The 12675-nt window shown below is 63.2% G+C and carries 12 protein-coding genes; 11 read left to right on the plus strand and 1 reads right to left on the minus strand.

What is annotated here, in order from left to right; translation table 11 throughout:
• Window positions 1-36 precede the first annotated feature (36 nt).
• The 5 genes from A6F65_RS07175 to A6F65_RS07195 all read left to right on the plus strand — a co-directional run bounded on the left by A6F65_RS07175 (window position 37) and on the right by A6F65_RS07195 (window position 5924).
• The gene (locus tag A6F65_RS07175; protein ID WP_067787244.1) at window positions 37-216 is read left to right on the plus strand and encodes a hypothetical protein; all 180 of its coding nucleotides are present in this window, start codon (window positions 37-39) and stop codon (window positions 214-216) included.
• 136 nt (window positions 217-352) lie between these two features.
• Window positions 353-2608: a S9 family peptidase gene (locus A6F65_RS07180; protein ID WP_067787246.1), complete on the plus strand. Its 2256-nt coding sequence runs from the start codon at window positions 353-355 to the stop codon at window positions 2606-2608.
• Between the two features lie 124 nt (window positions 2609-2732).
• Window positions 2733-4127 carry a hypothetical protein gene (locus A6F65_RS07185; protein ID WP_157093086.1) on the plus strand — a complete coding sequence of 465 codons (1395 nt, stop codon included), beginning with the start codon at window positions 2733-2735 and terminating at the stop codon, window positions 4125-4127.
• 133 nt (window positions 4128-4260) lie between these two features.
• Window positions 4261-5286 carry an aspartate-semialdehyde dehydrogenase gene (locus A6F65_RS07190; RefSeq protein ID WP_067787250.1) on the plus strand — a complete coding sequence of 342 codons (1026 nt, stop codon included), beginning with the start codon at window positions 4261-4263 and terminating at the stop codon, window positions 5284-5286.
• Between the two features lie 11 nt (window positions 5287-5297).
• The gene (locus A6F65_RS07195) at window positions 5298-5924 is read left to right on the plus strand and encodes a hypothetical protein (protein ID WP_157093087.1); all 627 of its coding nucleotides are present in this window, start codon (window positions 5298-5300) and stop codon (window positions 5922-5924) included.
• Window positions 5925-5928: 4 nt separating this feature from the next.
• On the opposite strand, the gene A6F65_RS07200 is transcribed toward A6F65_RS07195, so the two are convergent.
• Window positions 5929-6855: a hypothetical protein gene (locus tag A6F65_RS07200; protein ID WP_169816981.1), complete on the minus strand. Its 927-nt coding sequence runs from the start codon at window positions 6853-6855 to the stop codon at window positions 5929-5931.
• A gap of 10 nt (window positions 6856-6865) precedes the next feature.
• On the opposite strand from A6F65_RS07200, the gene A6F65_RS07205 reads away from it, so the two are divergent.
• The 6 genes from A6F65_RS07205 (at window position 6866) to A6F65_RS07230 (ending at window position 12664) form a co-directional block, all read left to right on the plus strand.
• On the plus strand, window positions 6866-7621 hold the full coding sequence (locus A6F65_RS07205; RefSeq protein WP_418303105.1) for an alpha/beta fold hydrolase: 756 nt from the start codon (window positions 6866-6868) through the stop codon (window positions 7619-7621).
• An 84-nt stretch (window positions 7622-7705) separates the two neighbouring features.
• Entirely contained in the window at window positions 7706-9580 is a 1875-nt protein-coding gene (locus tag A6F65_RS07210) for a M2 family metallopeptidase (RefSeq protein ID WP_067787257.1), read from the plus strand.
• Window positions 9581-9603: 23 nt separating this feature from the next.
• Window positions 9604-10251, plus strand: a complete 648-nt coding sequence (locus tag A6F65_RS07215; protein ID WP_083989318.1) for a YbjN domain-containing protein — start codon at window positions 9604-9606, stop codon at window positions 10249-10251.
• 20 nt (window positions 10252-10271) lie between these two features.
• Window positions 10272-10706: an ATP-dependent zinc protease family protein gene (locus A6F65_RS07220; RefSeq protein ID WP_067787262.1), complete on the plus strand. Its 435-nt coding sequence runs from the start codon at window positions 10272-10274 to the stop codon at window positions 10704-10706.
• Between the two features lie 10 nt (window positions 10707-10716).
• Window positions 10717-11622, plus strand: a complete 906-nt coding sequence (gene rimK, locus A6F65_RS07225) for a 30S ribosomal protein S6--L-glutamate ligase (protein ID WP_067787264.1) — start codon at window positions 10717-10719, stop codon at window positions 11620-11622.
• Window positions 11609-12664 carry a succinylglutamate desuccinylase/aspartoacylase family protein gene (locus tag A6F65_RS07230; RefSeq protein WP_205631866.1) on the plus strand — a complete coding sequence of 352 codons (1056 nt, stop codon included), beginning with the start codon at window positions 11609-11611 and terminating at the stop codon, window positions 12662-12664. The genes rimK and A6F65_RS07230 overlap by 14 nt, the downstream gene beginning before the upstream one ends.
• The last annotated feature ends 11 nt before the right edge of the window (window positions 12665-12675 follow it).

Consider the following 12675-nt stretch of genomic DNA (forward strand, 5'->3'; position numbering starts at 1 on the left):
ACAGGCGATATCTGTTCTTATGAGAGGATATCGCAAATGAAGGCCCTTCTGTCCGTCGCACTTGTCGCAGCATCGCTGGCCGCCACCCCCGCAGCCATGGCGAATACGAAGAATGACAGGAATCATTCGAACGACCGGTTCTTCAAATGCCATGTCCTGGAAGACAATCTGTGGCGCGCGATCATGACCGGCAAATGGCCGTTCTATTGCGATTGAGCCGCCACCCGGTTTCGATAGGGGCGTCCCGGCAGCGGGGCGCCCTTTTTGTTTGTGCGGATCACGGGGCTTGCGGGGCGTGGGCCTGCGCGCCTACCTAGCGCGCATATGCAATTCCCGGAGAGAATGCCTGCCCATGCGCAAACTGATCGCTGCCGCCCTTCTGGCCACCACCGCCATCGCCACGCCTGCCTTCGCGCAGGAGGCTGAGATGGAAACCACGGATGAGGCCGAAACGGCCGGCGACCTGCCGCTGGAGCGCGTATTTGCCAGCCCCGGCCTGAACGGCCCAAGCCCGCGCGGCATGCAGCTGTCTCCCGATGGGCGTTACCTGACCCTGCTGCGCAACCGCGAGGACGACCTGCAGCGCTACGACCTGTGGGCTTATGACCGGCAGACGGGCGAGTGGTCCATGCTGGTCGATTCCGAAGCCTTCGGACCGGGCCGCGAGCTGTCCGAGGCGGAAAAGATGCAGCGTGAGCGCATGCGTGTCGGCAGCCTGAAGGGCATCATTTCCTACCAGTGGAACAGCGATGGCGAGAGCCTGCTCGTCCCGCTGGACGGTGACCTCTACCTTGCCCGGCTGGACGGGACCACGCAGCAGCTGACCGATACCGAAGAAGGCGAGCTCAATCCCAAGCTCAGCCCCGGCGGCAAGTTCGTCAGCTTCGTGCGCGACCGCCAGCTCTATGTCGGCGAGCTGGGCGGGGCGGAAGCCGCGCCTGTCACGCCCGAAGAGGGCGAGCTGGTCCTGTGGGGCGAGGCGGAATTCGTCGCGCAGGAAGAAATGGGCCGCCGCACCGGATACTGGTGGGGCCCGAACGATGATCGCATCGCCGTCGCCCGCGTGGATGAAAGCCCCGTCGGTGTCGTCACCCGCGCCTCCATCGGCGCGGAAGGCACCAGCACTTACGAGCAGCGCTATCCGGCGGCAGGCACGCCCAATGCGGACGTGCGCCTGTTCGTGATGGACCCCGATGGCGGGGAGCGCGTGGAAGTGGACCTTGGGCCGGAGCGGGACATCTACATTGCCCGCGTCGACTGGGCGCCGGACGGCAGCAAGCTCTATGTCCAGCGGCAGGATCGCAAGCAGTTCAAGCTGGACATGCTGGAAGTCGATCCCGCCACCGGCGCATCCAGCGTGCTGTTTACCGAGAACGCCGCCGAGGGGCACTGGATCAACCTGTCCGACAATTACAAATGGCTGTCCGACGGCAGCCTGATCTGGTGGAGCGAGCGCGATGGCTACGGCCACCTCTACCACTTCGCGGATGGCGAGTGGCGCCAGCTGACCGATGGCGACTGGGTGGTGTTGGGCCTGCTGGGCGTGGACGAGGCGGCCGGCAAGGTCTTCATCAGCGGCACGAAGGACGATGTGCTGGCCAGCCAGGTCTACAGCTTCGACATGGCCAATCCGGGCGAGATGACGCGGCTGACCGATCCGGCCTTCGTCAATGGCGCCAGCATGGATGGCAAGGCGCAGACGATGACCGTGGTGCGCCACAACACGAACCAGCCGCCGCAATATTACCTGGCGGATGCGGAAGGCACGCGGCTGGCCTGGATCATGGAAAACGCGCTGGACGCGGACCATCCTTACACGCCCTATCTCGCCAGCCACCGCACGCCGACCTTCGGCACCATCACCGGGCCCAGCGGCGACACGCTGTACTGGACGATGATCGCGCCGGAGATGGAGGAGGGCAAGCAGTACCCCGTCTTCTTCCAGCACTATGGCGGGCCGCACGCGCAGACCGTGACCAGGGGCTGGACCGGCGCGATGGCGCAGCACATCGTCGATCGCGGTTACATCTATTTCGAGATCGACAACCGCGGCAGCGACAATCGCGGCGTGGCGTTCGAGAAGCCGATCTTCCGCGCCATGGGCACGGTTGAGGTCGAGGACCAGAAGGCGGGCGCCGAATACCTCCAGACGCTGCCCTTCGTGGATGCCGACCGGATTGCGACTTACGGCTGGTCCTATGGCGGATACATGACGCTGCTGATGCTGCAGCAGGACCCGGGCCTATATGCCGCAGGCGTCTCCGGCGCGCCGGTCACCAAGTGGGAGCTGTACGACACCCACTACACCGAACGCTACATGGGCACGCCGCAGGACGATCCGGAGGCCTACGCGGTCGGTAATGCGCTGGATAACGCCGGCAACATCGCCGATCCGCTTCTGCTGATCCACGGTATGGCGGACGACAATGTGGTATTCGAGAACTCCAGCGCGCTCATCGGCAAGATGCAGGCCGAGGCGGTACCGTTCGAGATGATGCTCTATCCCGGCCAGGCCCACGGCATTCGCGGGCCGAAGCTGAGCCTGCACCTGTGGACCACCATCTTCAGCTTCCTGGAACGCAACGGCGTGGGACCGGAGGCGGAGTAACAGGCTTGCTGCGCTAGCCACCTCATGGGCCGGTGGAAGTGGCCGATTACAATTTGCAAATACGCTTCCGTAAGTGACCCATGTCTGCTCCAATGCGTAGGCGTCGCATTGACTGGGGGTAGATATGAAGCACGGGAACACATTGCGGATTTCCGCCAGTATACTGGCGGTCGCCTTTTTGGGGGCATGCGCGTCAGGGGATTACGGACCGCCGCCAATCGCGACCGGGACAAAAGCAGGGGGAGGCACAGGGACGTCGGATACCTCCGGAGGAAATGGCCAGAAGGACATACCGGGCGGCATCGTGGCGTCAGATAATGAAACGATCTCACTGGTTCGTTATCTTGGGGTCGGAACAAACTGGCCAAGCACGATCAATCAGACCAGCAGCGCCAGCATCAATCAAGACGGCTATTCCGGGTTTTACACACGCGTCGTGATCTTGCCGAGTGGCACCGAGAGCGTCGGCAATGGGGACAGGCGTTCCTACGCAAGCGAACGCCGCGGATGGTTCAAGCGCTTGTTGACCGAAGAAGCGCGCACCGTCACTGCAGTGGCAAAGGTGTCTGTCCTCGAGCCTGATCTACCTTTAACGATCCCGCTTTATTCCGTGTCCTACGTAAGTGGGGGCGGGGACGGTGATTCCTGGGGGACTGCTCTTACTTCGTCATACGTCCGCTCGCCGCTTTTCTTGATTGGTCCGAACAGTCGCATCGCGTTCAACGTATCCTCGAAGGTCAGCAAGGATTTCAACTCCGGCGGGCTCAGCACTGCCTTGTCCGTCGTTACCAGTGCGGTGGAGCTTGCGGCGCCGCAGACAGGACTGTTGACAGACCTGTCATCTGACGAAAACAAGCAGCGCGCGGCGGCACTGGACAATGCGATTTCGTCACTCAGTTCCTTCAGCATCGATGAAGATGTCGAACTGGGTCGGCCCATATCGACTTGGAGGCCGGGTGCCGGTGTCACTATCACCGGATGCGCTCCGTTCGTGCGATCGCAGAATGGTGGTTCCGCGTCAGGGTCGTCGAAATGTGCGACCGACACCGACATGGATGGCGGCATCAACCGCCATGTTGGCACATGGAACCTGACACTGACTTGTCCTCAGATTAGCGTATTCAGCGCGAGAAACATTTGCGACGGCACAACAAAAGAGCTTGTCGCCCGCGACCAAATTGCTCCGGCTCGCGCTACGATTGCAGCCCAGGTGTCGAATTCAACAGTGCTGGAACTGCCTCTGGCGGAGAATGTGACCATCTGGTCCCATGTCAGAGCCAGCGATGGCTTTACCGTCTTTCTCGCGAGCTCAAAATCCGCCGCCGATTTTGGCAAGTATTGCGGATCGACGATGTCCCTAATGCAGGGTCAGGGGTTAAACAGTTTCGATGCTGGGCTCGCCTTGCGGGCGAGCCTGAAAATGATGCCTGAGTTCGTCGAGTTTCGCTCAAAGCTTCAGGGAGGGGCCGAGGGTGCCAACTGTCGCGAACTGATGAAGGATGCCGGAGTGACCTATTGATGCGCATCTGTCAGGCGGAAGTGTCACCGCATGAGGCATCGGCAAAGATAATCTGATGACGGTCAACCTACGAATACGTTGCGCCGACCACCGTCTTCGCTAACGAGCGATTGAACAAATCGGAGCGTACAAGATGGGTTACCGGGTAGCGGTTGTCGGGGCGACGGGGAATGTCGGGCGCGAAATGCTCGCCATCCTGGCTGAGCGCGAGTTTCCGATGGACGAGGTGGCCGCCGTTGCCTCCTCGCGCAGCCACGGCAGCGAGGTGGAGCTGGGCGACACCGGCAAGATGCTCAAATGCAAGAATATCGAGCATTTCGACTGGTCCGGCTGGGACATCGCCCTGTTCGCCTGTGGCAGCGAAGCGACCAAGATCCACGCGCCCAAGGCGGCTGCGGCAGGCTGCGTGGTGATCGACAACAGCTCGCTTTACCGGATGGACCCGGATGTGCCGCTGATCGTGCCGGAAGTGAACCCGGACGCCATCGATGGCTATACGAAGAAGAACATCATCGCGAACCCCAACTGCTCGACCGCGCAGATGGTGGTGGCGCTGAAGCCGCTGCACGATGCCGCCACGATCAAGCGCGTGGTCGTTTCCACATACCAGTCCGTCTCCGGCGCCGGTAAGGCGGGCATGGACGAGCTGTTCGAGCAGAGCCGCGCCATCTTCGTGGGCGACCCGGTGGAGCCGCGCAAGTTCACCAAGCAGATCGCCTTCAACGTCATCCCCCATATCGACGATTTCATGGATGACGGTTCCACCAAGGAAGAGTGGAAGATGGTGGTCGAGACCAAGAAGATCCTCGATCCCAAGGTGAAGGTGCAGGCCACCTGCGTGCGCGTGCCCGTATTCGTGGGCCATTCCGAGGCCATCAGCATCGAGTTCGAGAAGGAAATCAGCGCCAAGGAAGCGCAGGACATCTTGCGCGAGGCCCCCGGCCTGATGCTCGTCGACAAGCGCGAGGACGAGGGTTACGTCACCCCCGTCGAATGCGCGGGCGATGGCGCGACTTACATCAGCCGCGTGCGCGAGGATCCGACCGTGGATAGCGGACTGGTCCTGTGGTGCGTATCCGATAACCTGCGCAAGGGCGCGGCGCTGAATGCCGTGCAGATCGCGGAACTGCTTGGGCGGCGGCACCTGAAGAAGGGTTGAGGGAGAGCGGCGTGCTCAGAATTGCGGGACTTTCCATGGCGGCAATGGCGCTGGCCCTCGCTGGCTGCAGTGCCGCCGGGGACGATCGGGCCGACCCTGTCGGTACCGATACGGTCGCCGCGCCTGCAGCATCCACGCCCGGCTCGAGTGAGAGCGGCACCGCAGAGGCGGAGCGCGAACCGCTGATCGCTATCGATGGCGAAGGCTTGCGGCTTGTCGCCTCCTCCGGGGCAACGCGCCTGATTGCCTTTGGCGAGGCGCGCGCCGAGGTGGAACGGGTCATGGGCGAGACGTCCAGCATCCCGCCAATCCGGACCGAGATGGAGGAATGCGGAGCGGGCCCGATGCAGGTGACATCCTATGGCGATCTGAGCCTGAACTTCCAGGACGATCAATTCGTGGGCTGGTTTGTCGGTGATCAGAGCGGCTGGTCCACGATGGATGGCATCAGCACAGGCTCCACCCGCAGCAGCGTGGAATCCACACGCAGCGTGACCCTGGTCGAAGACAGCACTCTGGGCGTGGAATTCCGGCTGGGCGAGGCAAGCGAAGGCGGGATTGGCGGCTTCTTCGAAGACGAAAGCGCCGATGCCATGGTCACCGGCCTTTACGCCGGGACCAACTGCTTCTTCCGATAGGCGCTCAGTTCACCGGCACGCAGACGGTCGGATTGTCGTGATAGCGCATGCAGTCGAAGCGGCCATCGATTACGAAAACATCGACGTAACCGCGCTGCCTGCCGTTATACCAGTAGTAGGCGCGGATGGTGTAATTCTCACCATCGACGCGCTCGGTCACGGTGGTCTCGTGCACGCCGCCCGCCTTGTAGCGGTTGAACATCCAGCGCCGGCTGTCGCGGAAAATCAGCCTGTCGATCTGCTTGGCGGTGCTCGTGCTGGCAGTTTCGGGCTGTGTCATACGAGGCGGTGCACTTCGGGACGAGGAATTGGGGTTCATCACTCCGGTCCGGCTTCCCGTCGCTTTTCCGCCGGGCAGGCCAGCACACTGCCGAAGACCTTCGATGGCCTTCGCTGAGCCGGTCAGCGGAAAATCGCCCATCACACGCCCGCCGATCGTCACGCGGTAAGAGGCTCCCGAAGCGAGATTGTTCAGCATTCCTTCGTAGTCGGTCCAGCTCAGTGCCTGCAGCTGCAAACCATCACCCGCGCCGACGCTGGTCGCTACCAAGGCAGGAAAATTGCCCTTGCCCCTTATGGAGATGTTCGCAGCTTTCTCCCCATCGGCAAGGTTGAAGCCCGCGCGGAACGTCCGCAGGGCAAGGAACTTCGTGCCTTGCGGTACCTGCTCATAGGAGAAGGCAGCGTAGGTCCCGTCGTCGAAAGCCGCCCGGATCGAGCATTTGTCCTGGATGACCTCGAACCTCCAGGGGTCCTTGATATTCGCCGCGCTGGCGCTTGCGCTGTGCACCGCGAAAATCGCTGTGGCGCCCGCAAGCAGTAATCTCGTTCGCATCTGATCCCCCCTCAGAACCGTTTTCCCCATGACCAACCTACAAATGTCAACTTGCTTGGCAAGGCTGCGCTTGCTTGCCGGTTTGCGTTGTTGCATTTGCAGCCGGGTGCATTCCCTGACTTCCTCCACCTTCGCCAGCTTCGACGAGACCGAGCTCGCCCTGCACCGCATGGGAGAGGGGCGGCCTGTAATCCTCGTCCACGGGCTGTTTTCCAACGCGCATACGAACTGGATCAAGTTCGGCCACGCTCAGAAGCTGGCAGAGGCCGGGTTCGAGGCGATCATGCCGGACCTCCGTGGCCATGGTCAAAGTGCCGCGCCGCAAGACCCGGCCGCCTATCCGCCCGATGTGCTCGTTCGCGACCTGGAGGCGCTGGTGGCGCATCTGGAAGTCGAGGATTACGACCTCGTCGGCTTTTCGCTGGGCTCGCGTACGTCGGCGCGGGCGGTGGTGGAGGGGCTTGCCCCGCGCAGGCTCGTCCTGTCCGGCATGGGGCTGGAAGGGCTGGCCGGTTGGGACAGGCGCGCGGCCTTCTTCATCGACGCCATCGACCGCTTCGAACAGGTCCGCCACGGAGACCCGGCTTTCTACGCCGTCAGCTTCATGAAGACGATGAAGGTGGACCGGCCGGCCATGCGGCTGCTTCTCCAAAGCGTGGATGACACCACGGCGGAAGACCTCAAGGCCGTGACCATGCCCACGCTGGTCCTGTGCGGTGCTGACGACCGCGACAATGGCGATCCGCAGGCGCTGGTCGATGCACTGCCCGATGCCACGCTGGCGGAGATACCCGGCACGCACATGTCCAGCGTCACCGAACCTGCGCTGGGCGAGGGGCTGGTGAACTTCCTCTCCGCCTGAGCGAGTTCGCTTGATTAAGCGCCGCGTCATCGGCAGGATGGTCACCAGAGAAACCGAATTTCCGGGACGAGAGGGTCTGTCCAAATGAAACTGCTTTCCACCGTCGCATCCGCGTCGCTCGCGCTGGCGCTTGCTGCCTGTACTGCTGCCACCGCCAATGAGAATGGCGGAGCCGAAATGGCCTCTGCCACCGAAAGCGATGCCAAGTTCCCCATGACGCCGCAGGGCGCTGCCGACTTCGTGGCCGCTGCGGAAGCGGACTGGCTGGAGTTTTCCAACACCGCCGCGCGCGTCAGCTGGGTGAATGCCACCTACATCACCGAAGACACCGATGCGCTGGCCGCACAATATGGCGCCATCGCCACGGAAAAGAGCGTCTATTACGCGCTTGAAGCGGCCAAATACGCGACCATCCCCGGCCTCGACCCGGTGGTGAAGCGCAAGCTGGACAAGATGCGCAATTCCATCGTCATGCCCGCACCGACCACGGCCGGTGCGGCGGATGAGATGAACGAGATCGCTACCAAGCTCGGCAGCCAGTACGGCAAGGGCAAGGGCACGCTGAACGGCCAGCCCATCGCCGGTGTCGATATCGAGGCGGAGATGGGCAATCTCGATCGCACGCCTGCCGAACTGCAGGAAATGTGGGTCAGCTGGCACAGCAATGTCGGCGCGCCGATGAAGGATGACTACACCCGCATGGTGGGCATCGCCAACGAAGGCGCGCGCGAGCTGGGCTTCTCCGACGTGGGCGCGATGTGGCGCTCAAATTACGACATGGATCCGGACGATTTCGCCGCCACCACCGAACGGCTGTGGCAGGAAGTGAAGCCGCTTTACGTCCAGCTGCACACTTATGTGCGCTGGAAGCTGGTCGAGAAATACGGGCCGGAAGTGCAGGACCCGAACGGCCCGATCCGCGCCGACCTGCTGGGCAATATGTGGGCCCAGGAATGGGGCAATATCTATCCGCTCGTCGCGCCCGAAGGGGCCGGCGATATCGGTTATGACCTGACCGACCTGATCGTCGAATCCGGCATGGACGAAGTGCAGATGGTGCGCGTGGGCGAGGATTTCTTCTCCTCGCTGGGCTTCGCGCCGCTGCCGGAGACATTCTACAAGCGCAGCCAGTTCACCAAGCCGCGCGACCGCGAAGTGGTGTGCCACGCCAGCGCGTGGGATCTCGACAATGTGGACGATCTTCGCATCAAGATGTGCATCAAGCGCAATGCGGATGACTTCATCACCATTCACCACGAGCTGGGCCACAATTACTACCAGCGCGCTTACAACAAGCAGTCCTACCTGCACCTCGACGGCGCGAATGACGGCTTCCACGAGGCGATCGGCGACATGATCGCCCTTTCGATCACGCCGGAATACCTGGTGCAGATCGGCCTGCTGGACCAGAGCCAGGTGCCGAGCGCCGACAAGGATATCGGCCTTCTGCTGCGCCAGGCGATGGACAAGGTCGCCTTCCTGCCCTTCGGCCTGCTGGTGGACCGCTGGCGCTGGGGCGTCTTCGACGGCTCCATCACGCCCGACACCTACAACACGGCCTGGACCGGCCTGCGCCGCGAGTACCAGGGCATCACGCCGCCCGTGGCGCGCCCTGCCGACGCCTTCGATCCGGGCGCGAAGTACCACATCCCGGGCAATGTGCCCTACACGCGGTACTTCCTGGCGCGGATCCTGCAGTTCCAGTTCTACAAGGCGGCCTGCGACCAGGCCGGCTGGGAAGGACCGCTGCACCGCTGTTCTTTCTACGGGAACAAGGAAGTGGGGCAGAACCTCAACGCCATGCTCGAAATGGGTGCCAGCAAGCCCTGGCCCGATGCGCTGGAAGCCTTCACGGGTGAGCGCGAGATGAGCGGCAAGGCGATGGTCGAGTACTTCGCCCCGCTGATGGCGTGGCTGGAAGAACAGAACCGCGGCAAACCGACCGGTTGGGACAGCTGAACGCCGCAAACGGGGAGTTGGCAATGAAGAGTGTGGTCGCGGCAATCGCTGCTCCCATGATGCTGGGCGCCGCCCAGCCGGCTTTCGCGCAGGACGCAGGCACCGGTGACGTGGCCGAGGCCGAAGCGGAGGAGGACTTCTCCGTTCCCGTGCCGGAAACCGTGGTGCAGCCGCGCCTGGTGACCGCCGCCGATCCGGACAGTGTGCGCGATGCGCTGCTGTCCGCCGGATTTCCGGCGACAATGGACACGGACAGCGTGGGCGATCCCATGGTCCGCACCGAAATGGGCGGCTACAAAGCGCGCATCATGTTCTATGGCTGTGACGAGGAGACCAACACCGGCTGCGACAGCCTGCAGTTCGTGGTGGGGCTCGACCGGGAAAGCCCGATGCCGCTGCCGATCCTGAACGAACTTTCGAAGGAATGGCGCTACATCTCGATTTACCTCGACGAGGAGGGCGATCCCTTCTTCAACTGGGACATCGTGACGGGTGACGGGCTGGCCACCAGCATCTTCCTCGATTCCGTGCGCCGTTTTTCCGACAATGTCGCCGCCGCGGCCGAGCGGGTGTTCGAAGAGGAACGCGACAGTGCCATCGACCTGACGCCGGAGGCGGGTGAGGAGCCGCTGGCGGCGTTGCATCGCAGTGCACTGCAGGGCACCGCGTGAAGCCTGTGAAAACCCTCACGATGGTGGGCTGGCGAGAGCTGGTCGACCTGCCGGAGCTCGGCATCAGGGGGCTGCCAGCAAAGATCGATACCGGCGCGCGCACCAGCTCGCTCCACGCCGAGGTGCTGGAGACCTTCGAGCGGGACGGTGAAAGGTACGTCCGCTTCGCCATCGAGCACGGCGACCACGTAAGGCAGGTCTGCGAGGCCGTGCATGTGGACGTGCGCGGCATAACCAGCTCTAATGGCGAGACGCAGGACCGCTACGTCATCAAGACGCCGCTGCGGATCGGCGATACGGAATTCCGCGCAGAAATCAGCCTGGCCGACCGGGGGAGCATGAAGTTCCCGATGCTGGTCGGCCGGTCTTCATTGCGGCGACATTTCGCCGTGGACAGTGGCCATAGCTGGCTGCAATCGCCGCGCCCGACCGCGCGGACCAAAACCAGATCCTAAGGTATTTCTCATGAAAATCGCCATGCTCGCCCGCAACCCGAACCTCTATTCGCACAAGCGACTGGTCGAGGCAGCCGAGGCGCGCGGCCACACGCTGGACATCCTCAACACCACGCGCTGCACGGTGAATATCGCCAGCCACCGGCCAACGGTGATGTACAAGGGTGAGACGCTGAGCGGTTACGAGGCGGTGATCCCGCGCATCGGGGCATCCATCACGGCCTATGGCCTTGCCGTGCTGCGCCAGTTCGAGATGGGCGGCGTCTGGCCGCTGAATGAAAGCGTGGCCATCGGCCGCAGCCGCGACAAGCTGCGCTCCACCCAGATCATGGCGAAATACGGCCTCGGCCTGCCGCTGACGGCCTATGCCAACGATCCCAAGCAGGCGGAACAGATCATCAAGGCGGTCAATGGCCCGCCGGTGGTCATCAAGCTGCTGGAAGGCACGCAGGGCATCGGCGTGGTGCTGGCGGAAACGCTGAAAGGCGGCGCCTCCATCATCGAGGCATTCCGAGGTGCCAACATCGCCATCATGGTGCAGGAATTCATCAAGGAAGCCGGCGGCAGTGACATTCGCTGCCTGGTGGTGGGCGGCAAGGTAGTCGCAGCCATGAAGCGGCAGGGCGCGGAAGGCGAATTCCGTTCCAACCTGCACCGCGGCGGCAGTGCGCAATTGATCAAGATCACGCCTGAAGAACGCAGCACGGCGGTGCGCGCCGCCAAGGCCATGGGCCTGAATGTCTGCGGCGTGGACCTGCTGCGCTCCAACCACGGGCCGGTCATCATGGAGGTCAATTCCTCCCCCGGCCTCGAAGGCATCGAGAACGCCACCGGCAAGGACATCGCCGGGCAGATCATCGAATTCATCGAAGGCAATGCGAAGTCCGGCAAGACTAAGACCCGTGGCAAGGGCTAAGCCTGAGGGCAGGGCGCCCTTCGAATTCGGCGGTGAGAGCGTGCCCGCTGGCCAGTCCGCCACGATCGACCTGCCCATAAGCAGGCTATCCACGCGCACGGAAATCAACATGCCCGTGCGCGTGCTGCACGGCACGAAGCCCGGGCCCACGCTGTTCGTGAGCGCCGCCATCCACGGCAACGAGATCGTTGGCGTGGAGATGATCCGGCGGCTGCTGAAGAATGTCTCCGCAAAACGGCTGGCCGGCACGCTGCTGTGTGTGCCGGTGGTCAATGCCTTCGGCTTCACCTCGCACAGCCGGTACCTGCCCGATGGGCGCGACCTCAACCGGGTGTTCCCCGGCAGCGCCAGGGGTTCGCTCGCCGCGCAGCTCGCCCATGTCTTCACCGAGGAGATCATCAAGCGCTGCGATTACGGGATAGACCTGCACTCCGCCGGCCTGAACCGCGAAAACCTGCCGCAGATCCGCTACAGCCCCGATAACGAGGCCGCATCTGTGCTGGCCGAAGCCTTCGGCGCACCGGCCATCATCACCTCACCGCTCAGGCCCGGTTCGCTGCGGCAGACGGCGGATGACAATGGCTGCACCATGATCCTGATGGAATCGGGCGAAGCGCTTCGCTTCGACGAATTCGCCATCCGCGTCGGCGTGCGCGGCATATTGCGCGTGATGGCCCACCTTGAGATGGGCGTGCGCAAGCAGTCCGCCGTTGCCGCCACTCCGGTTCGCAGTGACGGCAGCCGCTGGGTCCGGGCGGAGGAAGGCGGCATCTTCCGCGCCATCCGCAAGACCGGCGACATGGTGCTGGAGAACACGCAGATCGGCTACATCAGCGATCCCTTCGGTGATGAGGATATCCCCGTCATCGCCCCGCTGACCGGCCTGATCATCGGGCGCAGCGTGATGCCCGTGGTCAACCAGGGCGACGCGCTGATGCACATCGCGCGCGTCATGCGCCCCGGCACCGCCGACGCCCGCCTGACGGCGATCGAGGAGGCGGCGTTCGACGATCCATTGTTCGATGAGGATGAGGTGCTTTAGGGGGAGAGGGA

It is taken from the genome of Paraurantiacibacter namhicola, assembly GCF_001687545.1.
GTDB lineage: Bacteria > Pseudomonadota > Alphaproteobacteria > Sphingomonadales > Sphingomonadaceae > Paraurantiacibacter > Paraurantiacibacter namhicola.